This window comes from Chryseomicrobium excrementi (genome assembly GCF_002798305.1).
Lineage (GTDB): Bacteria > Bacillota > Bacilli > Bacillales_A > Planococcaceae > Chryseomicrobium > Chryseomicrobium excrementi.
The window spans coordinates 284,162-305,968 of sequence record NZ_PCGR01000002.1; the positions used below are offsets into that span (position 1 = coordinate 284,162).

Consider the following 21,807-nt stretch of genomic DNA (forward strand, 5'->3'; position numbering starts at 1 on the left):
GCTTCTAGCCTGTGCAACTCGATTACTCTTAGATGTGAAACAGGCTCGTCCTAAAACAAAAAAACTCGATTCCAGCGAATGGAATCGAGTTTTTTTCTACTCTTCGATTAATCCTTTTTCAATCAAGAAATCACGTGCTACATCTTCAGCTTTATCTCCGTCAATATCTACACGAGCATTCATCGCGATCATTTCTTCTTCAGAAATCATGCCTGCTAAGCCGTTGATCAGTTCTTCTAAATCTGGGAACTGCTCAAGGGTTTCCATACGAACGATTGGAGCAGCGTCGTATTTCGGGAAGAATCCTTTATCGTCTTCCGTCATCTGCAAGTTGAAACGTTCAATACGGCCATCTGTTGTGAAGGCTGGAATGACATCCACGTCGCCATTTTTCAACGCTTCGTACATAATGTTTGGATCTAAGCTCTCCGTAGAAGAGAATTCAAAACCATACGTTTCGCTTAAATCATCATACCCATCTCCTACACGTTCGTAGAACGAATGAGGGGCACCAAAAATCATATCTTGGGATTTAGATAGCTCGGCTAAGTCGCTATAAGTTTCAGCAGAAATCCCACTGTCTTCTGTATAAGCAAGTGTATAGGTGTTTTCAAAGCCAAGTGGTTCTAACCAGGTTACTTCGAATTCTTCTTCATAGCCTTCTTTAACTCGGTTGAAGACGTCTTCTGAACTTTCTCCCACTTCAGACTCAAGTTTCAAAACGTCTTTCAGGCCGGTACCCGTGTACTCGACGTAGATATCGATATCGCCTTTTTCAATTGCAGGAGTTAAAATCGCTACTTCACCAAGTCCTTCTTGGTACTTGATGTCGTAATCTGAATTTGCTTCTAAATATTGTCCAATAATCTGAGGTAAGATGAACTGCTCGGTCCATGGCTTTCCTCCGATGACGATTTCGTTGTCGCCACCTTCGCCTCCAGTTGAATCATTTCCACACGCTGCGAGAATCAGTGCTGAAGCACTCATCGTCACAAACATTCCCTTTTTCCATGTCTTCATTGTCATTTCCTCCTTGTTATCGGTTCATCCCTTTTGGGGTACTACGCTTTTCGACCCACTTGAGTGTGAAGTCAAAGAATAATGCTATAAAGGCAACAGGAAGAGCTCCTGCTAGTACCAATGAGTTGTTGTAAGATTGAAGGCCTCGATAAATCACGTCTCCAAGACCACCGGCACCTACAAATGTTCCGAGTGTAGCAATACCAACCGTTAATACAGTAGCCGTACGAATACCTGCCATGATGAATGGCAGAGCGAGTGGCATTTGTATGCGCCACAGAATATCTCCTTTGGTCATTCCCATACCGGTTCCGGCCTCAATGATGGAAGAATCGATTCCTGTGATACCGGTGTATGTATTGCGGACTATCGGCAGTAGGGCATAGATTGTTAAAGCAATTAAAGCCGTTGTAGAACCGATCCCGATTAGAGGGACGAGAAATCCAAACAGTGCAAGACTCGGTATCGTTTGAAAGACTGCAGTAACCCCGATGACAGGTTCCGCAAATCGTTGGTAACGAGCCACAAGAATACCTAGAGGTAATGCAATCAGTAGTCCTATAAATAACGCTACAAAAGACAGGTACATATGTTGGACGAACGACTCCCAAATTAAATCACTACGGGACTGAACAGTATCCCAGAACTCCATCCATGCACTCATGCACCCACCTCCAGATTCGTCGCACTTTGTAAAAGTGTGAAGTGATCAATAAAACCGACCAATTCATTCCCGCTTGCGACCATCAAATGACTCACTTGATGTTTCTCAAATTGTTGAATCGCTTCTCGAACAGTTGCTGTGTTACTGATACGGAAAGAACGAATCGCAGGGTCAAGCTCTTTTTTGTAATCGAGTGGAAGGGTATGCAATGGTTGATCCAGCCAAGAACGGTTTTTTTGCAGTCGTTCAGCACCAATGAATTGTGTAACGAATTCGTTAGCGGGTTTTTGGATAATTTCTTCAGGTGTCCCTATCTGTTCAATTTTCCCGTTGCGCATCAGGATGATGCAATCTGCTACTTTCAGCGCTTCATCCATATCGTGCGTAACGAACACAATGGTCTTTTTGATTTTCTGTTGTAAGGAAATCAATTCATCTTGAAGTTGCTCTCTACTGATAGGGTCTAATGCACTGAAGGGTTCATCCATTAACAAGATAGACGGGTCCGCAGCTAAAGCTCTGACAAATCCAATACGCTGTTGCTGGCCGCCAGACAGTTCAAGGGGATAGCGTTTCAAATACGTATCGGGGTTCAAGCCAACTAAAGACATGAGCTCTTTCACACGAGCGTGTGTCTTTTCTTTTGGCCACTTTTTAAGTTGAGGAACAAGACTCGCATTTTTTTCAATTGTCATATGAGGGAACAGGCCAATCCGCTGAATGACATATCCGATATCGCGCCTAAGCTCGACCTCAGGTATACTAGAAATAGGTTTGTTATGTATAGAAATGGTACCAGATGTTGGTTTTTCCAATTGATTGATGCACTTCATCAGTGTCGTCTTCCCACAACCACTGGGACCGATGACGACCGTCAAACTGCCTTCCGGAATGGTCACGTTGATAGAATCTAAAGCTTTCGTGCCGTCCGGGAAAATTTTCGTCACATCTTGTAGCTCAATCATATGCAGTCTCCTTTCAAAATAAAGTTGGAAATAGTACTTTTATACCCATCTATGCAGCCGAGTAAACGACAACAGGAGAGATTTTATGAGAAATTATGGTCCACGACATGTCTTTATGGCGATTGCCATCTGCTTGCTGTTATTTTCACCCATTATTTGGTTATTGGCTCCCGTCATTGTTACAGAGACCGCTTATTATATTCGAGACGGTTTGTTTACATATGTTTACCCGAGAAGTTATTGGATCTATGGAATCGCTGTCGGAGCATTCGTGACAGCACCGCTAGTATTATGGCTTGCGAATGTTAAAAAATGGACAGTATTTGTCGCTCTTTCACTGCTCGTAGCGTCAGGGGTTTGTTTTTATGGGGCTGCTTTAGGGTATTTCCAAGTCACAGAGGAGAGCATCGTGTACCGCTATCCTTTTGAATCACAAACACAACAGTACGAGTGGAGTGACGTGGAAGAAGTCATTTATCACGTGCGTCCACCGGAAGCGGAGGACCCTTCGTGGTACACATTTAGATTTAAGGACGGAAACTCGACTGAGGTCAATGAGACCAGGTTCGTCACACAAGCGCAAGGGAAATTGAACTCCTTAATACGAGGGCAAAAGATTCCTTTGACGTATGATGAGCTTGAAAACTAAGGGTGGAGGCGAGTGATTGTTATGAAAGTCATAGAAAAGACCGAAGGAAAAATCTATTCATTTTCACCAAATCATGCTCCGATTTATCATGCGAAATCGGGGGAGAGTTTAGTTATTCAGACATATGATTGTTTCACCGATCAAATTCAGTCTGAAAAACAGCCTTTGACAGAACTGGACTGGAATCAGATCAATCCTGCCACAGGACCGATCTATGTGGAAGGCGCAGAGCCTGGAGATGCACTTAAAGTCACCATCCTGGCTATTGAAACGGATGTTAAAGGTGTCATGATGGTGGGGCCAGGACTCGGGACACTGGGAGACCAAGTGGAAGAGATGAAAGTCAAAGTCATGCACGTTCGCTACGGTCGAGTGTTATTCAATCAGCTGAGCTTACCAGTTAGAAAAATGATTGGTGTCATCGGAGTTGCTCCAAAAGAAGGCGAGATTAATTGTGGAACACCAGGTGCCCACGGAGGGAATATGGACAACCGCATGGTGACAGAAGGAGCCACGCTCTATTTCCCGGTCAATGTATCAGGAGCCCTGTTTGCATTAGGAGATCTTCATGCGGCGATGGGAGACGGTGAAGTTTCGGTTTCTGGTGTGGAAGTAGCAGGAGCCGTGACAGTGAAGCTAGAGGTCGTTAAAGATTTAAAATTGGAGCAACCTATTTTAGAGAATGCGAGGAACTTTACTCAAATTGCTTCAGCTAAGACGCTTGATGAAGCATCCCAGCTTGCCACTGACCTTCTAGTAAAGCGACTTGTCGCCTATACGAATTTATCGTTAGAAGACGCGTTAATGTTGATGAGTGCTGTAGGGCATGTGGAAATCTGTCAGATGGTAGACCCACTCATGACAGTGCGTGCGGTCTTCCCGAAATCAATATTGGATCAGTTAGAAACTACACTACTATAAAAAACGAGCCAATCCGTTATGGATGGCTCGTTTTTTCACTTAATTACAATGGAATACCAGCCGCCCTCTTTGACGATTGGCTTCAAGCTCGTCACTTTACGACCAATTGCAGCCGCCAACACTTCTACGTCTTCCGCAGTCGGGAGGCGGTGAAGGTTTTCGTGAACAGATAAGAAGTTATTGAAGGCTGCAGAGAACTCCTGACCATGCTCAGACAAATAGAGAGGCGTAATCAGTGAAATGCCACCATCTTTGTCGAGCAACCCTTCAATATTTTTCATGAGTTCCATGCGCTCTACAGGTGAGAAGTAATGAAGTAGATTGTGCATCATAATGCATTTGAAAGTCTTGCCTTCATTATCCCATTCACGCAAATCCTGCTGCTCAATACGCACGTTGCTCAAATCTTTTGTATTGCGTTTTGCGTCTTCAACGACTGCTTTGTTAAGGTCGATGCCGACAAACTCTTTATGTGGAAACTCTTCTGCTAGACGACGAATATAGCCTGCATTACCGCAACCGATGTCCAGGATCGTTTCACATCCAATCTCTGAAACCACTTTTTTAACAGCTCGGTAGCTGATCTGTTCGATGAAAGATGAAGTAGTGGCCACAGCCGTTCCGTGTTCATCTCCATCAAAAGTTCTGCGAGGTGTTTCACCTTTTAAGACAGGCGCATAGTCCATCAGCGACGGAATATGTAGTTCCATCATCTCAACAAGCAAGTCACCGATGGCAACGTCGCTAGATTTTGAGAAGTATTGTTTCATTTGCGAGCTTGGGTAGACTTTATCGCCTTTTTTCTTTAAATGTCCAAGGATTAAACCGGTTTGTATCCAGTTCTCTAGGAGCTCACGGTCTTTCACGTGTGCACCGACCGTTCCGTTTTGCTGCAACTCATCAAAGAAGTTTAAACGGTAGCCTAGATAGGCATGCCAAGTAGGTAAAAACCCTTCATTTTGCTTCATCCATTTTCGTGCTTCCCATACGCGTTTCCACTGTCTAACCATACCGTCCACTCCTCACTTTATTAGAAAACGACCTAGAGTCTAGGTCGTTTCAGAAAGACAGAAGCGGACAGAGGATTAGTTCTGAGCTTCTATCTCATTTGTTAGTTTTTCAAGTTCATCAATCAGTTCACCGATGTAAGCAATTGTGTCGCGTAGAGGCTTTTCAGTCGTGATATCCACGCCTGCCATCTTCGCAAGCTCTGCAGGTTTTTTCGTGCCACCTGCTTGTAGAACTTGTAACCACTCATCTACAGCCGGTTGACCTTCTTCTAAGATACGTTTCGAAACTTGAGTAGAGATTGTCAGACCAGCGCTGTAAGTGTATGGGTAAAGGCCCATATAATAGTGTGGTTGACGCATCCAAGTTAGTTCAGCACCTTCTGTAATTTCTACAGTATCGCCCCAGAACTGTTCAAGAGTTTCACGTTTTAGTTTGTTTAATGTTCCTGCATTTACATTGTTCCCTGAATCTACTAGTTCATAAACCTTTCTTTGGTAATCTGCTTCTAATAAATGTGTGACAAAGTTGTGATAGTATGTTCGGGCTACAATCGAAGAGATGACCCAGCGCTTGAACTGAGGATCATTCGACGTGCTTAATAAGTGATTTGCCATCAGCATTTCATTCATAGTAGACGGAGCTTCGATGAAATAAAGCGATGGACGTGAATTAAAGATGTTTTGATGTTTGTGAGCATTGTAGAAGTGACCTGCATGTCCAAGCTCGTGAGCAAGTACAAATACTTCATTCATCTTGCTAGACCAAGAGATCAAGATATATGGGTGGTGACCATAAGGACTTGAACAGAAAGCACCTGTAGACTTTCCTTTGTTGTTAGCAAAGTCTGTCCAACGCTCATCGAATGAACGGTTGACCATATCGATATAGTCTTCGCCCATGATGCCGAGTGCGTCTTGCATATAGTTACGAGATTCTTCAATCGTTACTTCTGGCTCGTAGCTTGGGTCTAATGAAATTTTAAGATCCGCAAACGTCATCTTCTCTAAACCGTGAACACGTTGCAGAAGCTTCGCGTATTTGCGCATATGTGGTGCCAATTCGTTCATGATCAAGTCGATTTGACGGTCGTATAACGAACGGTCTACTTCTTGATTGAACAACAAGTAGTCAAAGATGCTCTTGTAGCCGCGAAGGTCTGCTACAGTTTTCTCACGTTGGATGTGCATGTCATATGTCTTTGCAGTCGTGTGTTGGTATTGACGCAATTTTTCAGAGAATGCATCGAATGCAGCACGACGAACTTCTGTGTCATTTTCTGTTTCCAGTTCGTTTTCAAATGCTACGTAGCTAAGACCGTGTTTCGTGCCGTTCACTTCGAAGTCTGGGAAGTTCATGTCTACCATTTTCGTTGTGTTGTAAAGCTCGTAAGGACCGTCAAACACAGTAGATAGAGCAGCTAGTGTTTTTTCTACTTCAGGGTGCAGTTGATAAGGTTTCGCACGAAGCAATTCCTCTAAATAGTGACTGTACTCATCAGATTGATTCTTAGCCTCTAATAAAACGTCTTCTGAAAGGTTTAGCAGTTCACTCTCTAAGAACGCCATCTGGCTACCTAGTTGAGCCGAGGTAGAGCCGAATTTGCTTGCACGCATCTGCGCTTCTTCGTTCGTCTGATCGACGCTGAGTGCAAGACTTGCATATGTACCAATAGGAATAATCTGTTTATAGATGTCTTCGTAGGCTGCTACAGCTTTCACAACATCCTCGGCAGTTGTGATGTTTCCTTGGTACGTCTTTTCAAAGGATTCAACGCTTTCTTTCACTTTGACGATGGCAGCATTGTAGTCTTCTTCTGTTGCAAATAGGTGTGTTAAATCCCAAGTTTCTTGTGTTGGGATCTCGTTGCGGTTTGGTAAACTCATGATTTCTCTCCTAACTATTACGGTTTTCGAATCAATAGTAAGTATACCGATTAATCAGAAAAATAGAAAGTGTCAGGCAAGGAAATTGCGTTTTATAGATGAATTTTTTACTGTAAGAAGAAAAGGGGGACAAGTTCGATGAAGCGAGTCGTTGTGGTAGGTTCCGGAATAGGAGGGTTGACAGCTGCTGCTCTCATTGCCAATGAAGGATACGAAGTTACAGTTCTTGAAGCGATGACAGAGCTTGCAGGCTGCGCAGGGAAGTATCAACGTCATCCGTATGTATTTGCAGCTGGTGCGACACTAGGGATGGCTTTAGAACCAGGAGGTATTCATAATCGGGTGTTTCGCAAATTAGATATCGAAGTAGAAGCGGAACGTTTAGATCCAGTTATGGTACTCCACCATCCAGAAGTTTCTATTCCGTATTATGCAGACCGTCAAAAGCACGTAGAAACGCTATGTGCCTGTTTTCCGGAGTATGCTTCATCCATTCGAGCGTTTTACGCAGACGTGTTCCAGCTGGCTAAGACCATTCGTACATTAATGGAGCCATTACCTGTTATGCCTCCTGAGCGGCTGGAAGATCTAACACAGATTGTCAAAGCCTTGAGGCCTGTACATACGCGTCTTGTACCCATCTTGCTTCAACCACTAGAGGTACTGTTGAATAAACATGGGTTGGATCAGGCCGAATCGTTTCGTCATGTACTCGATGGGATTTTGATTGATAGTATGCAAACGACCTCTCGAGAGGCCTCAGCGTTGTTCTCATGTATAGCTCTAGATATTTATCATGAAGGAGCCTACTACGTACAGGGAGGTCTCTATAAGTTTGGAGAATGGTTGGCGGCTTCTGTGAAACAGTCAGGAGGACGGATCAAGAAACCACGTCGTGTGACGAAGCTTACACGTAAGGGAAGTGGCTGGCTTGTAGAGGACCATCGCGGTGGAAATGATGAAGCGGATTACGTCGTGTTTAATGGAGATCCGCGGCAATTGAAGACCCTTTTAGAAGCTCATCAATGGGAGCAGTTAGCTAAACCGTTGCAAGCGATGCCTGACAAAACTACTTGGGGAACGTATTCGTTATACATCGCAATTGACTCTGCAAAGCTAAGAAAGCCTCTACAACCGTTTCAGCAAATTTCTCACGGTGCACATGGCGAGATGGATGAAGGGTGGCATTTCTTTGTTTCCGCATCTAAACCAAAGGACGCTTTGCGAGCACCAGAGGGCTATCAGACAGTTACCATTTCAACACATACCGATTTGAAACACTGGAAGACGAAGGAACAGTATGACAGCTACCGAGAGCTCATGAAAGAGCGAATTCTTGAGGCGGTAGAAAAGTATTATCCGGGGTTCCGAGATGCAATCGATGTGATTGAGGATGGAGCACCTAGGGGCTGGGAAAATTACACGCTACGCACTAGCGGATATGTAGGAGGGTTTGCGCAGACACCTTGGCATGCGCTGTTCGGCGCTGCATCACATAGATCAGGCTTACCGGGACTCTACCTGTGTGGAGATCATATCTTTCCAGGTGGGGGGACGATAGGGGTAACAACTAGCGGCTTACATGTGGCACGTTCTATCACAAAAAAGAGGCTGATATGAGTCAGCCTCTTTGCTAGTTAAGGTTGTAAAGTCATCCAGCTACCAACATGGTGAACAGAAATCCCTGCAAATGAAGAGTAGCTTCCAAAGGCAGTTTGTACATCTACAAGTGCGCGCTCCATAGCCGCTTCTCCTTCTTCATGGAAGCTGATGAATGGATAGTCTACCGATTGCATCGTCTCTACCCCAACTCGAACTTTCTTTCCGTATTGTTGTCCCCAAGCCATTTCTTTACTAGAAATTTCGATAATCGCTTGAGCCGTATCGCGATAGGACATTAGGGCGACCCCATCAGTAGATTTGATGGACCATTCTGCTAAATTTCCTTTCCCATAAGCTGCGTTATTGTAGAGAATCTCATCAAACCAAAATGGGATGTCTGCTTCAAAACGAAGATTTTTTGATTTAGAAAAATTGGCCAATTCAACAATGACGTCTTGAAAGCTGCGTACCGTAGCGCCTCGTTTGGTTTCCCATTCTGCCAACGCATAAGGCTCAATATCTACATGAATTCCATCAAATCTAGCTGTAGCTGGAGCATATGTCTGGTAGTTGCTAAGCCAGTTCTTGAAATTATTTTTAGCTTTAGCACCCGTCTTATTGATCCAATTTGGAGCCCCATCTAAAGCCAAGACTTTCATATTCAACTTGTGTGCACCTTGAATAAAAGCATGGTACTTCGCTTTTGGAATGTCGCGATCAATTTGTACAAAGACGGTATTGATATCTTTTGCAGCTAAAAAATCTAAAGTCGTTTGAGGTTGCTCATAAAACATCCACGGATTCCATAACCAAGTTGCGCGATCTGGAGTTTGTGCTTGAGCCATAGTAGGTGTGCCTCCAAGGAGAAAAATAAAAAGGAAGAAGAGTGTAATAAATTTTTTCATAAAGAATCCCTCCGAGTGATTAAATGCACCAGTCATCCTGAGGGATGATGGCAACCTGACGACCGTACATTGTTTCCAATGGGTAGGCTCATGGCTTTGCGTCCTTGTCTTTCGAGCAAGTTTGCCTTTTTCATTATCTTTATGAATAGTATAGAACGGAAATTCAACTTTTCTAGATGCTAAACTTCATAATTGCGATGAAAATTTCCACAAATTTTATGAGAAACTAGGAGCATAGAAATACCCAGTAAAAAAACCCACAACAGAAACGTGTGGGCTTTAGTGAAAAAGGTGAGATTACTCTGAATCCTCTTCATCATTCATATCATCTTCTGCTTCATCGACTTCTTGTTCAACTTCTTCTCCAGCGTCATTCACATCTTCTTCAACTTCTTGCTCTGTTCCATCATCGACATTGTCTTGATCGACGCCGTCGCCACAACCTGCTAATAGTCCAAGAGATAAGAATGCGGCCGCGCCGACTTTCCACCATTTTTGACCTGCTGCTAATTTTTCCATTGTAATTCCTCCTAAAGGGTAGTTTGAATTCGTTTGTATTTCCTGTGATGTAAGTGCTTGATTAGGAAATACCCAGGTCACGAAATAGACAAACCTTTGTGCATGAAAATAGGGCGAATCACATAGAAAAAATCAGAGGTCTGACATCTGAAGATGAAATAGTGTATACTAAATAAGGTTTGAAAAAAATAATTAGTATTAGCGTATATAGAAAGTAGGATAACTATGACAAAATCAACGAAGCAACAAGGTCTCTTGTTGTTTATTCTCGGAATTATCTTTTTGTCACTGACACTTCGGTCGCCATTAACAGCAGTGGGACCAGTAACAGAATTTATTCAAAATGGATTGTCGATGTCTACAACATTGGTGGGCCTTCTAACAACCATCCCACTCTTGGCATTTGCTGTTGTTTCTCCTTTTGCTCCTAAAGTGGCAAAGCAGATTGGCACAGAAGCCACTCTATTATGGTCAATTGTCTTATTGATTGCAGGTATTGCTTTGCGCTCGGGTGGATCGGTTACTTTATTGATTTTTGGTACGGCAATTATCGGTGTTGCGATTTCATTTGGGAATGTCTTGCTTCCATCGGTCATTAAAGACCGTTTCCCGCTTCACGTTGGACTATTAACTGCAGTGTTTTCTGTAGTAATGAACTTGTCTGCAGCGCTTGGAGCAGGTATTGCCTATCCAGTTGCAGCAGATACATCATTCGGTTGGCAAGGAGCTCTAGGTGTATGGGCGTTACTAGGTATCATAGCAGTGGTTGTGTGGTTGCCTCAGTTGAAGCATCGCAAGTCAGAGCCTGTAGATGCAGCTGCAGAAGTAGTGGAGAATCCGTCGATTCTAAAATCTTCTGTAACCTGGGCGGTTACTTTAATGATGGCGCTTCAATCTTTGATTTTCTATACAACAGCAGCTTGGTTACCGGCTATGTTGATTGAAAAAGGCATGAATCCAGACTCAGCCGGTTACATGTTGTCGTTCATGCAGTTCGCACAGCTTCCGATGACGTTCATTGCTCCAATTTTGGCATCTAAAATGGCAAATCAGCGACCACTAGTTTGGTTCTTCAGTGTTCTGTACATTGTCGGATTCACTGGATTATTACTTGATCCGAACGGTACATTAACGATTTTATGGATGATTTTGATTGGATTTGCTGGAGGAACGTCGTTTGCACTTACGATGATGATGTTCTCGTTGCGTACAAAAACAGCTATGGATGCTGCCGAACTATCTGGAGTGGCGCAGTCCATCGGATATCTTCTTGCGGCAGCTGGACCTGTGTTGTTTGCGTTTGTGAATGAAACAACAGGAAGTTGGTATGTGCCGACGATCTTATTCATTGTGACTTGTGTGCTTTTATTAGTAGTAGCACTTCATGCAGCAGGCAATCGATTTGTAAGAGAATAGAAAAAACAAAACTCGCTTTATCCACCTTTTAAATGTGGAAAAGCGAGTTTTTTCAATAGGTACAAATCTTAGTCCTTATCTTGTTCGGTCTTTTCAATGTGTGCTTGAATCTCTTTAAATCGGCGTAGTTCTCGTTTTGAGATGGGAATTGGCTCTCGTTTCAGCAATTTGTACATAGCTACTAGTAATAGAAGCAATAGAACTGTAAATGGTAGCGCTGAAATTAAAGAAGCAGTCTGAAGTGCATTGAGCCCTCCAGCATATAATAAAATACCTGCAATTAAAGCCATTAAGACTCCCCAAACTAATTTAAGTGGAGTAGAGGGATTCAAGCTACCTCTACTAGTCATACTTGCCAAAATAAAGGTTGCAGAATCTGCGGAAGTAACCAGGAAAGTGAAAATCAATAGAATCGCTAGTAGAGATGTAATCGCACTAAACGGTAACTGGTTAAATGTCTCAAACAAGGCAAGCGTCAAATCCGCATTCACTGCCTCTGCGATACCTGCATTTTCATTTAGATCTTTATAGAGAGCAGTTCCTCCGAAAATAGCAATCCAAACCATCGCAATAGCAGGTGGAATCACCATAACGCCAGCAATGAATTCTCGAATTGTGCGCCCCTTTGAGACTCGAGCTACAAAGGCTCCCACAAAAGGTGACCAAGCGATTGCCCAAGCCCAATAAAAAATGGTCCAATCCTGCACCCACACCCCTTGTTGGTAGGGTTGCAAACGAAGACTGTACTGTACAAAGTTAGTAATATAATCCCCAAGAGCTAAGACAAATGTTTCGAGGATAAAAACAGTAGGACCTGTTACAAAAACAAAAAGGGAAAGAATGATCGCAAGGGATAGGTTCAAGTTACTCAAATATTTGATTCCTCTAGAAAGTCCAGTTGTGGAAGAGAGCATATAGGCCACAAACATGATGGCAATCAAGATGATTTGAACCCAAAATGCATTCGGTACATTAAATACCGCATTCAATCCGCCGTTCATTTGAAGGATACCTAATCCGATAGAAGTAGCGAGACCCATCACTGTAGCAACTACTGCTAAAACATCGATGGTTCCTTTGACAGCTGGTTTTGTTCCTGTAACGGGTTCTAATGCTGTAGATACAAGTCCATTTTGTTTTTTACGAAATTGTAGAAATCCAATGACGAGTCCTACCATAGCAAATACAGACCATTGACTGATTCCCCAGTGGAAGAATGAATAGCCCATCGCTAGTCGAGCGCTTGGTTCTGTTTGAGGTGTCACATCAGCAACAGGACTCGTAAAGAAGTGACTCATAGGTTCCGCTACACCCCAAAATACTAAACCTGCACCAAAACCTGCAGAGAACAGCATTCCGATCCAAGTGAAAAAGTTGAATTCCGGTCTTTCATTTTCACCGCCCAATCGAATCTTTCCATATTTACTGATTGCTAAAAAGATCAAGAATAGAATGATGAGAAATACAGACAGTAAATAAAACCATCCAAAGTTAACTGTAGTAAATCCGAAAAGAGATCCAGCTACTTCTCCAAATTGTACGGGAGCCGTCGCACCTAAAATAACAAAGAACAGAATAATGGCTGCCGAGATAAGAAACACTTTATTTTTCCACGTTGATGCATTCAAATTGCACCGCCTCCTTTATGTAAGTCTTTTTACCTATACCCGGAAGAAGTTCATAGTAAACAAAAAACGCTAGCCTAATTGGCATAGCGTTCAATGGTTTTATAGTAAGAGAACTACCTCTTCTTGTAAAAACTTCGCAAAAAGACGATTCCAAAAACAGCTGAAGTGGTTGCGAGCCACACATGTTGGAAGAAGATGCCGGCAAAAAAAGCGATTAAAGAGATTGCTCCCATCACGGCATGTACCACTCGATCCAAGAAGACATGCTGTACGCGTACTTTTTCTATAGTTGTCGCCTGAATTAATTTTCTGAGTCGAGCAGGTTCATCTAATAAAGAGTAAGCTTTTTGAAGTGGAATAGCTCCTTTTTGAAGCCAGGAAAAGAATCGCTCTTGTGAATCTGTTGAGTCCTGTCCAGTGGCTCGTTCTCGTGTCCAAGCTAGGATACGAGGCTTTCCTAATTCTAGTAGGTCTACATTAGGATCTAATGCGTGCAAAACACCGACGAAAGTAGTCAGAGCTCGACCGAAAAAGGCAAATTCAGCAGGTAGCTGAACAGGCTGGGTTCTGACAATGTAGCGGATATCTGTCAAAAGACGCTCCACTACATAACTATCCATCTTAGAAAGTTCGTTTGTTTCATAAGCATGAATCATTCGTCGAATGGTATCAGCAAGAAGCGGGCGATCCGCATTTGGTAATAAAAAGTTCAACTCTTCAAGCGCATCTAAAATCTGATCATCATTGTCTAGCAAAATCCCTTGGATGGCCTTAATAATGGAACGAGTTTGTGCGGGAGTGATAGAGCCGACCATGCCAAAATCTAAAAGTACAATCGTGCCGTCTGGTTGAATCATCATGTTACCGGCATGTGGATCTGCATGAAACTCTCCGCTACGTAGGACTTGTTCCATAAAGAGTAGAAACAGTCTTTCAGTAACCTCTGTTGGATCGATTCCGTGTAGTTCCATAAATGAAATATTAGTAATCCGCGTTCCTTCAATCCATTCCATCACCAGCACACGGCGTGTGGAATACTCTTCAAAATAAATAGGGAAGCATATTCCTTCTAAATCATTGAAGCGTTGATGGAATGACCGGCCGTGCTGCAACTCTTGAAGGAAGTCGAGTTCTGGTAGAAGAGTACTTTCCATTTCTCGATACAGCAAGTCAAAATCAATCTGTTTAGTAAAGGTCGTGAAGCGTTTGGCTAACCAAATGACGACACGCATAGCCTTAAAATCATAACGAATGATGCGTTCAATACCGGGACGTTGGATTTTAATAGCGACATCTCTACCATCTAGTAATGTAGCTTTATACACTTCCCCAATAGATGCTGAAGCGATAGACTCGTCAGAAATCTTAATTACATATTTGGAGACGGGCCCGCCCCATTCCTCTTCGATGACTTTCATAGCGAGGTCACGCTCTACGGGAGGGACACGGTCCGTTAAACCTTCTAGTTCCTCAATAAATGCTTGTGGAAGAACATCGGCTCGTGCGGATAAAAACTGGCCGACCTTGATCATCAGTCCACCTAAGTACAGGGCGGTTTCTTTGTATTCCGTTGCTTGTCTGACAATGAGACGCTCCCATTTCGCTTGGACGACAGGTGTAAAACGTCCTCGATACTTTCTTTGAAAGAAATAGACTTGTAGAAAAAATTTGATAGACATCCAGACTATACGATACATACGGTACCAGGCTACATTTTTCACTAGACATCGCTCCTTGTAGCTCTCATTATAGAGTGCTTGCCGCAAAGAGTCCAAGAACTCACTTAGCAAAAAAAGACGAGCTGACTAGCAGCCCGTCTTTAAAACTCTTAATTGTTATTCGTTGCGATTTTCATCACGACGGTGATCTTCTGGTGAATCGTGATACGGATGAAGATCATTCGTTTCTGGTAAATTAAAGCCGGTATCTTGAGGTACATCTTGAGCTAAAGTGTCATCCGCATGAGCAGAAGTCCCGTGCATGAAACGCTCTTCTTCTTGAGCAGATTTCATATCGTCTTTAGCGTTTTGTTTCATTTCTTCTTTTTTTTGTTCGTAGTTTTCTTTGTCAACTTCTGCTTCATCAATTGATTTTTCCATGCGGTCCAAATAACGAGAAGCATGTTCGCGACCACCAAGACCGAAGGCTAAACCAAAGGCAAGAGCAACGCCGCCTAAGATTAAGATAAACGCAGACTGGATGATTCCAGGTGCAATTCCTAATTGACTAAGAGCCATGAAGAATGCAAATCCTAGAATCGCATATTTTGCTACTAATCGTAAGAAGTGTGGAGATCCTGAAGCATCTTTCATCAAGCTTCCTACAAGTTTTTCTGCAAGGTTTGCTAGCCAGAAGCCGACTGCCAAGATCACTAGAGCTGCTACGACCATTGGAAGGTAAGCAAATACTGCACTACCTAGAGAGACCATAAATTCTAGGTTTACTAATTGAAGAGCTTCCATAACAAACAGTAACACGATCAATACTTGAACAATTGTTCCGATGATAGAAGCTAAATCAAAGTTCTTAGCATTGCTAGAGTTTAGTCCCATCTTCGTCGCTAGATTGTTAATGCCAAAACCATTCAATAGATTTACTACGAAATCTTTCACGAATTTGGCTACATATACACCTACGATGACCAAGATGATAGCCACAATAATTTGTGGAATCATAGACATGATATCGTTTAGCATTTCAATAGCTGGACCAGAGATTCCGTCTAAATCAAGGATTTCAAGTGCAGTGATTGTAATTGGAATCAATATTAATACAAATGCAATCAAACCTGCGATTTTAGAGAGACTTGTATTTGAAGTTGTTGAATCATTTTTTAAATTCATCTTCTCTGTAAAGCGATCAATGCCTACAGAGTGTAAGAATTTCTCAACAAGATTACGAACAAGCTTCGCGATGAAATAGCCAATTGCGAATACGATAGCTGCCGAAACCAATTTAGGAATGAAGTTGATGAAGCTAGACAGCATATCCTCAAATGGACCACTCAATCCATCGATTCCTAAGGCATTAAGAATGGCTGGTAAGAACAATAAGAAAATCAGATAGTACGCTACATTAGCGACTGTGTCTGTCCACTTTGTTTTTTGTTCACCAGTTGTAGTCATCCCAGTCTTTTCACCAAGCTTATTGAAATCTACTTTGTTGCCAAGCATCTGGATACCTTTTTTAACTAAAGTAGCCAGTGCCCATGCGACTAGTAAGATCAAACCAGCTTTTAGAATATTTAAGAATGCACCAGTTAATGTATCATACATGTTCGCAAATGGAGCGGCGAATGTATGTAGATCCAAGATGTTAAAGAATAAAACGAAAGCAAGTAACAATAAGATGAAGAATACTACTTTACTAATAATCTTCTCGACTGACCATTTTGATTTTGTGTTACCTAGGCGTTCATTGAGATTCAGTTTACGCAACCCTTTGTAAACAAGCTTTTCAACAAATTTTGCTACAAAGTAACCAATTAGTAGTACGAGTAACGCTAGAAGTAAATCAGGTAAAAATGAAAGCGTGTCACGAATGTAAAACTCATTCATCAATAAAATCTCCTCCTTTAATCCTTATGATTATGGCTTTGCCAAGCTAGTAAACTATACCCAAGATGAGTTGACATAAACCCACTAGACCGAAGGAATCAAATTTTTGGAAATAGGTTTAAGTGCATAGGGATTAGGAAAAACTGAAGATGTAAACCAGAAACACACTATTACACTAAAACAAAGGGAGTTGGAACTCTATGATGGACAACATTCAAAACAAAGTACAAAACGAAATGGAAAACGTATCACCAGAAAAAAAGGAGCGTATCCTTCAAGATTTTGAACAGTTCAAATCGTATTTAGGCGATAAAGTAGCTTTAGGTGAAAAGATGGGCCTAGGGGAAGAGCAACTTGCTAAAACTGCTGAAGTTGTTGCTGGTTACTTATCTAAAAAAGAAGAGCCACGTAATGCTGAAGAGAACCTTCTTCAAGAATTATGGCGTTCTGGAGACAAAGAACAGCAACACGCATTGGCACACATGCTAGTGAACATGGTACGTAAATAAGGAGGGAATCCTCAATGAAACACGAACCAAAAAAAGATCAAACTCAAGAGAAGCAAGATATTAAGGGCAGAATCATGGATAATCCTGAAGTCATGGAAACGGACCAGGAAAGTATTTATGACATGCACGATGATATGAAAACAGTAGATGCGATTCCAGTTGAAGAATTGAATCAAAAAGTGAAAGATGAAGAAAATCATCGTCATACTAAAGATTCGTCTTCTAGTGAAGAACGGTATCCAGAATAACTAAAAGAGTCTCCAGCCAATAGTGACTGGAGACTCTTTTTATAGTTACTTTTTCTTTTCAATAGTCGCAAGAGCTTGTAAAACGGAACCAAATGTATGGAAATCAGAGAAATCAATGTTTCCTTGTACAATTGCCATAGTGATATTTGGTCGCATGCCTGTGAAATACAAATCAATCCCTAATAACTGAAGCACATTGTGCAGTGTAAAAATATGCTGCGCAATCTCTTTGTCAATTGTGAGTATACCTGAAAAATCAATGATTAAGTGATCAATTTCCATCTTCGGTATTTTGGGAATCACATAATTTAAAATGTAAGTCATTCGGTCATAATCTACTATACCAATTAATGGGAGAATAGCTACACCTTCTTGTACTGGGACAATAGGAGCGGACAACTCATTAATTAGCTTCTGACGCTCTTTTAATTTTTCATTTTGATGCTTTTCAAAAGACTTAATAGACTGAACCATTGCAACGTCTAGTAAGTAATTGAACCTGTTCATGATTCGAACAATCTGAGCTGGACCTACTTCTAAGTCAAGTGCCACTTGGGCAATATGCTTCGAGTAGACAAGACGGTTTTGAGCAAAAGGTTCAATAGATTTAGAGAACTCCTCCATGTTTTGAGAGTTCGTTTCACCTTGTTGTTCTGCCCACTTCAATAGCTCTTCTCCAGCCTCTTCATCCGTAGAAGGAAAAGAGCGAGCCATCATACGAAGGAATTCCGCGTTTTGTTGACGTGCAATCTCCAATTGCTCTGGAGAAATTTCGAAAGTCACATGTTTTAATGCATCTTCTACAATTCTATCTACGAGTGACTCCGCATTTTCTTGTAAATAATTACTCACACGAACAATTTGATCCATAGTGGCCTCCTGGTTAAACTAGAAAATCGACAGCAGATGCTAACGTTTCTTGTGTAATATCATAATGTGATTGATCCCACTTCGCTAAGCGGTGCATGACTAAAATAGCTTGAGGAGATTGGTGCTGCACATTCAAATCATCAGCGATTTCTAATGAAATAGGTCTGTTCTCGATGACTTTTACATAATAAACCGGTAACTCCGTCTGAAAATCGGAGACTTGTCTATGTGCAAAAGCAGAAATCGGGCAAGTTGTACTGTGTTTAAAGAGGAAGAACGGTTGACCTTCGGAATGTTCCAATACCTCTTTCCATTGTTCATGAGAAGTGATTTCTAGTAACGTAGCCATTTTTTCATCCCTTTCTCTATATATGTGTGAGTTCAGTTTAACATAAAAATATTGAGGGAAAGCTATATTTAACCTGATTTATGGAAGGATGATACAATCATGAAGAAAATCTCGAAAACCATGGCATTTCTTGCTAGTAGCAGTGTTCTTCTCCTTGCGGCTTGCGGAGAGACCACAGATAATACAGTGGAAACAGATCCCGCAGACTCTTCGCCGGTTGAAAACAATCAATCTGCCACCCCCACGGATTATGGGTTTACAAGCTTTGATTTGTCGATAGATACACCTGATGAGAGAGATGCGATTGATGTAGACTATGAGACGGGCAGATCGGGAACGGAGATTGAGTACCAAAATGTACTTGAAGACGTAAATTTAGGCGGAGACGAGGCTGGCACAGCTCTTGAACCTATCTTCACGAATCTCAATCTAACTGCCGACATGGCAAAAGAAGATGTTTTATCTACTGTTACAGAAGCGTTTGGTGTAACGGAATATAGAGATTTTGAATTAGAAGTGGAATTTGAAGATGGGAAAGAAGTGAAATGGGAAGATACAAAATAAAAAAAGGCCCTCGGGCCTTTTTTTATTTTCCAAACAGTCCATCTAAGATGCCTTTTCCAGGTTGACCCTGATGACGCATAGACTCTGGAGTTTCCTGACCTACAGTATCAGCGTCATTTTTCTGGCCTCTCATTGGCGTATTCGAAAAACTCTCAAATTGCTTAGCTAGCTTATCTCGAGACTGTTTGTTTCTCATTAAATAGGCGGCTCCTAGTCCTAGTGCTGCTAATAGCGCTTTGTTATTACGACTTGCCATGAAAATCTCTCCTTCTTTTTCTGTAATAATTGTTATTTTGTAGTTTCCCCGAGTAGACAACTAGTAAACATCTCATTTACATGACAAACATGACATTTTCTAAGAAAGGTTTAACTCGTTACAAAGTAAGGAATAGCATTCATAACACAAACAAATCACCAACATTATGAGGAGGATTATGAAATGGAAAATCAGCGTCAGGTAGAAGTAGCTTGGTCACAGGAAGAACTAAATCAAAAAATCGAGTCTTTAAAAGCTCAAGGGTATAGTGAATCCGACATTCACGTCGTCACAAAAGATCCAGACCGGTTCCAGGTACATGCAACGGATACACACGTAGATACTCATGAAGCCGGATCGTTTTGGGATCGTTTCAAATCGTTTTTCACGGGTGAAGATGCAACTTCAGAAAGTTTACATCGTTTGAATTTGGAGCAAACAGAAAGAGATCGTTATGCTACGGACCTTACAAATGGTGGAGCAATCCTTTATGTAGATCATGCACTCCGCTCAGATGACTACAACACATTCGGTGAAACCGGAAATTCCTACGAATCTTATCATGGAGACACTACGGGAACCGTAGGTACTGAGTTTGTAAACAACCGTTTCACGGATAACGAACCTACTTTAGGTGAGCATACCCCAGAAGAAAATCGTCAGTTATTTAAAAGTGAAGGGCAAGCTTATACAGGTGAAGGGCATGTTGAAAACGATGCTTACAATATCCAGCCTCGAATGACAGAAGAACAGAAAACTGACCATTCATCATTTGAGCAAGCAGAACCTAGATTCGAAACGACGGATTCTCAAGCTTTTGAAACAACGTCTCCTACATTTGAGACAACGGAATCCACTTTCGAGTCCACTGAACCACATGCTTATGATGAGTCACGTGCCTACGGAGCTGAATCCCCAGGAGCAGATCCGAATTTAGGACCAGCTGCATTTGGAAATCTAGAGCCTGCCATGGAAGATGACGGGCGCGAACCCGCTGCTATAGAAGATAGCTTAAGTAACCATGAGCACGAAGAACGCGTAGAAGAAATTGAAAATCGCCGTTCTGAAAATAATATGCAGGATCGCAGCAACTACTAATTCTAAATAAGATTAGCCATGAGTGATATCGCTTATGGCTTTTTTTCTGTGTCTATAAAAAGACTTTTTATTACTATACAAATACGGGTATATATATCTGTTTAGAAACTTGAAAAAATGACATATTACTCATTTTTCTTAAAGTAGTAATTTTAATGCATATTAAAAACAATTAAAATAGAGGTAAAAGGACTATCTAAAAGGTGGATATAGTGCTAATCTTAGCATAATAAATCCTCCTAAAAAAGGAAGGCGGCAACTATATGGCAAACAAACTATTTTGGATTGACGAAGCAGAATCCATTTTTTATATTCTCCAAGGTGCATTAGCTCGAACTAAAGCTCCTATTTCCATTGTATACATAATGCCGAAAACCAAAGAAGCGCTCTTTTCAGATGAACAAGTTCTTGAATTTATAAGGAAAGCTGACGTTGTTTTCCATGATACGGATAAAGCAGGGTGGTGGGGAATCTTACCGAACAGTGGGAGGAAAGAAGTAGCGGCTTTCTTAAAACGTATGAAAACTCACTTTAATATTGAAGAACCTTCTCCATATCACGTTGTTGTGACCGAAGTGCGTGATCCTCAGGCTTCTTTAATCGAGATAGTGAAAGCGATTAAAACGATGCCAAAGACAGAAGAGACCTCTACCGTTAACTATGTAGATGGGCCATGGACAAAGGGGTCAAAGAGTACTATCAAAGTTAGTCTAGTAGTGGATGAACCTATTATTCGAGAGGTATTAAAACGGTCGATTTCTACCATTCGCTTAGATCATTTTGATATCGAACTTCAAGAATTTGAAGATGGACTTGCTTTTGAATCTTCTGAGTGGCACAAGAGTGCGCATTCACATTTAGTAGTTCTTGATGACGTTTTGCCAAAGAAGAACGGTATGGAAGTAGTCCATTTTTTAAGGAATCAAGCAAGCAGTCAAAAGTTTCATATATTTATGCTTACAGACCGCGTGTCTGAAGAAAATCTGATTACTGCTTATCAGATGGGGATTGATGAGATGATTCATAAACCATTTAACTTAAGATTGTTTGAATCACTATTCAGAAGGACTATAGAGAGGTTGTGGTTTGAATGAGGATTTCTACTACGGTTCTCTTATGGATCATATTGACTCTACTTACGTTGTTACTAATCTTTAGTGTTTACTTGACAAT

At 41.7% G+C, this 21,807-nt stretch carries 22 protein-coding genes and 1 riboswitch; of the genes, 9 read left to right on the plus strand and 13 right to left on the minus strand.

Features of this window, described 5'->3' with window-relative positions; translation table 11 throughout:
* Positions 1–96: 96 nt before the first annotated feature.
* Genes CQS04_RS06100 through CQS04_RS06110 form a run of 3 tightly spaced genes read right to left on the minus strand, consistent with a single transcriptional unit; the run spans position 97 to position 2,649 of the window.
* Positions 97–1,020 (minus strand): glycine betaine ABC transporter substrate-binding protein, encoded by a 924-nt coding sequence (locus tag CQS04_RS06100; RefSeq protein ID WP_245858764.1) that lies wholly within the window; start codon positions 1,018–1,020, stop codon positions 97–99.
* A gap of 16 nt (positions 1,021–1,036) precedes the next feature.
* Positions 1,037–1,672, minus strand: a complete 636-nt coding sequence (locus tag CQS04_RS06105; protein ID WP_094943726.1) for an ABC transporter permease — start codon at positions 1,670–1,672, stop codon at positions 1,037–1,039.
* Between the two features lie 8 nt (positions 1,673–1,680).
* Positions 1,681–2,649, minus strand: coding sequence for an ABC transporter ATP-binding protein (locus CQS04_RS06110; protein WP_100353284.1), 969 nt, complete (start codon positions 2,647–2,649; stop codon positions 1,681–1,683).
* 85 nt (positions 2,650–2,734) lie between these two features.
* On the opposite strand from CQS04_RS06110, the gene CQS04_RS06115 reads away from it, so the two are divergent.
* Both CQS04_RS06115 and CQS04_RS06120 read left to right on the plus strand, forming a co-directional pair.
* A complete protein-coding gene (locus CQS04_RS06115; RefSeq protein WP_100353285.1) occupies positions 2,735–3,298 on the plus strand; it encodes a hypothetical protein in 564 nt (187 codons plus the stop codon).
* A 21-nt stretch (positions 3,299–3,319) separates the two neighbouring features.
* Positions 3,320–4,219, plus strand: a complete 900-nt coding sequence (locus CQS04_RS06120) for an acetamidase/formamidase family protein (protein WP_100353286.1) — start codon at positions 3,320–3,322, stop codon at positions 4,217–4,219.
* 35 nt (positions 4,220–4,254) lie between these two features.
* On the opposite strand, the gene CQS04_RS06125 is transcribed toward CQS04_RS06120, so the two are convergent.
* Both CQS04_RS06125 and pepF read right to left on the minus strand, forming a co-directional pair.
* Positions 4,255–5,229 carry a class I SAM-dependent methyltransferase gene (locus tag CQS04_RS06125; protein ID WP_100353287.1) on the minus strand — a complete coding sequence of 325 codons (975 nt, stop codon included), beginning with the start codon at positions 5,227–5,229 and terminating at the stop codon, positions 4,255–4,257.
* Positions 5,230–5,304: 75 nt separating this feature from the next.
* Complete coding sequence (gene pepF / locus CQS04_RS06130; protein WP_174688391.1) at positions 5,305–7,113, minus strand: oligoendopeptidase F; 1,809 nt, start codon at positions 7,111–7,113, stop codon at positions 5,305–5,307.
* A 138-nt stretch (positions 7,114–7,251) separates the two neighbouring features.
* On the opposite strand from pepF, the gene CQS04_RS06135 reads away from it, so the two are divergent.
* Positions 7,252–8,733, plus strand: coding sequence for a phytoene desaturase family protein (locus CQS04_RS06135; protein ID WP_100353289.1), 1,482 nt, complete (start codon positions 7,252–7,254; stop codon positions 8,731–8,733).
* Positions 8,734–8,750: 17 nt separating this feature from the next.
* Here CQS04_RS06135 and CQS04_RS06140 read toward each other — a convergent pair whose 3' ends face one another.
* Both CQS04_RS06140 and CQS04_RS06145 read right to left on the minus strand, forming a co-directional pair.
* Complete coding sequence (locus CQS04_RS06140; protein WP_133118810.1) at positions 8,751–9,560, minus strand: amidase; 810 nt, start codon at positions 9,558–9,560, stop codon at positions 8,751–8,753.
* A 106-nt stretch (positions 9,561–9,666) separates the two neighbouring features.
* A riboswitch (cyclic di-GMP riboswitch) is annotated at positions 9,667–9,756 on the minus strand.
* Positions 9,757–9,917: 161 nt separating this feature from the next.
* Positions 9,918–10,139: a hypothetical protein gene (locus CQS04_RS06145; protein WP_094943468.1), complete on the minus strand. Its 222-nt coding sequence runs from the start codon at positions 10,137–10,139 to the stop codon at positions 9,918–9,920.
* 225 nt (positions 10,140–10,364) lie between these two features.
* Here CQS04_RS06145 and CQS04_RS06150 point away from each other — a divergent pair, with 225 nt between their 5' ends.
* Entirely contained in the window at positions 10,365–11,555 is a 1,191-nt protein-coding gene (locus CQS04_RS06150) for a CynX/NimT family MFS transporter (RefSeq protein WP_100353291.1), read from the plus strand.
* 68 nt (positions 11,556–11,623) lie between these two features.
* Here the strand turns inward: CQS04_RS06150 and CQS04_RS06155 are convergent, their stop codons facing one another.
* From CQS04_RS06155 to CQS04_RS06165, 3 genes are all read right to left on the minus strand, one after another.
* Positions 11,624–13,183: a BCCT family transporter gene (locus CQS04_RS06155; RefSeq protein WP_100353292.1), complete on the minus strand. Its 1,560-nt coding sequence runs from the start codon at positions 13,181–13,183 to the stop codon at positions 11,624–11,626.
* A 113-nt stretch (positions 13,184–13,296) separates the two neighbouring features.
* Positions 13,297–14,862: an ABC1 kinase family protein gene (locus CQS04_RS06160; RefSeq protein ID WP_245858765.1), complete on the minus strand. Its 1,566-nt coding sequence runs from the start codon at positions 14,860–14,862 to the stop codon at positions 13,297–13,299.
* Between the two features lie 156 nt (positions 14,863–15,018).
* Positions 15,019–16,740 (minus strand): mechanosensitive ion channel, encoded by a 1,722-nt coding sequence (locus tag CQS04_RS06165; protein WP_100353294.1) that lies wholly within the window; start codon positions 16,738–16,740, stop codon positions 15,019–15,021.
* Between the two features lie 203 nt (positions 16,741–16,943).
* Between CQS04_RS06165 and CQS04_RS06170 the strand changes: the two genes are divergently transcribed.
* Together CQS04_RS06170 and CQS04_RS06175 are read left to right on the plus strand one after the other, a co-directional pair.
* Positions 16,944–17,249 (plus strand): DUF3243 domain-containing protein, encoded by a 306-nt coding sequence (locus CQS04_RS06170; RefSeq protein WP_094943727.1) that lies wholly within the window; start codon positions 16,944–16,946, stop codon positions 17,247–17,249.
* A 14-nt stretch (positions 17,250–17,263) separates the two neighbouring features.
* The gene (locus CQS04_RS06175) at positions 17,264–17,497 is read left to right on the plus strand and encodes a hypothetical protein (protein WP_094943474.1); all 234 of its coding nucleotides are present in this window, start codon (positions 17,264–17,266) and stop codon (positions 17,495–17,497) included.
* A 45-nt stretch (positions 17,498–17,542) separates the two neighbouring features.
* Here the strand turns inward: CQS04_RS06175 and CQS04_RS06180 are convergent, their stop codons facing one another.
* Together CQS04_RS06180 and ytxJ are read right to left on the minus strand one after the other, a co-directional pair.
* Positions 17,543–18,367: an STAS domain-containing protein gene (locus CQS04_RS06180; protein ID WP_100353295.1), complete on the minus strand. Its 825-nt coding sequence runs from the start codon at positions 18,365–18,367 to the stop codon at positions 17,543–17,545.
* Between the two features lie 13 nt (positions 18,368–18,380).
* Entirely contained in the window at positions 18,381–18,716 is a 336-nt protein-coding gene (ytxJ, locus tag CQS04_RS06185; protein ID WP_100353296.1) for a bacillithiol system redox-active protein YtxJ, read from the minus strand.
* Between the two features lie 99 nt (positions 18,717–18,815).
* Here ytxJ and CQS04_RS06190 point away from each other — a divergent pair, with 99 nt between their 5' ends.
* On the plus strand, positions 18,816–19,280 hold the full coding sequence (locus CQS04_RS06190; protein WP_100353297.1) for a YusW family protein: 465 nt from the start codon (positions 18,816–18,818) through the stop codon (positions 19,278–19,280).
* A 22-nt stretch (positions 19,281–19,302) separates the two neighbouring features.
* Here CQS04_RS06190 and CQS04_RS06195 read toward each other — a convergent pair whose 3' ends face one another.
* On the minus strand, positions 19,303–19,536 hold the full coding sequence (locus CQS04_RS06195; protein ID WP_100353298.1) for a hypothetical protein: 234 nt from the start codon (positions 19,534–19,536) through the stop codon (positions 19,303–19,305).
* A gap of 183 nt (positions 19,537–19,719) precedes the next feature.
* Between CQS04_RS06195 and CQS04_RS06200 the strand changes: the two genes are divergently transcribed.
* Positions 19,720–20,634, plus strand: a complete 915-nt coding sequence (locus CQS04_RS06200; RefSeq protein WP_100353299.1) for a YflT domain-containing protein — start codon at positions 19,720–19,722, stop codon at positions 20,632–20,634.
* A 263-nt stretch (positions 20,635–20,897) separates the two neighbouring features.
* Positions 20,898–21,728 carry a response regulator gene (locus CQS04_RS06205; RefSeq protein ID WP_100353300.1) on the plus strand — a complete coding sequence of 277 codons (831 nt, stop codon included), beginning with the start codon at positions 20,898–20,900 and terminating at the stop codon, positions 21,726–21,728.
* The last annotated feature ends 79 nt before the right edge of the window (positions 21,729–21,807 follow it).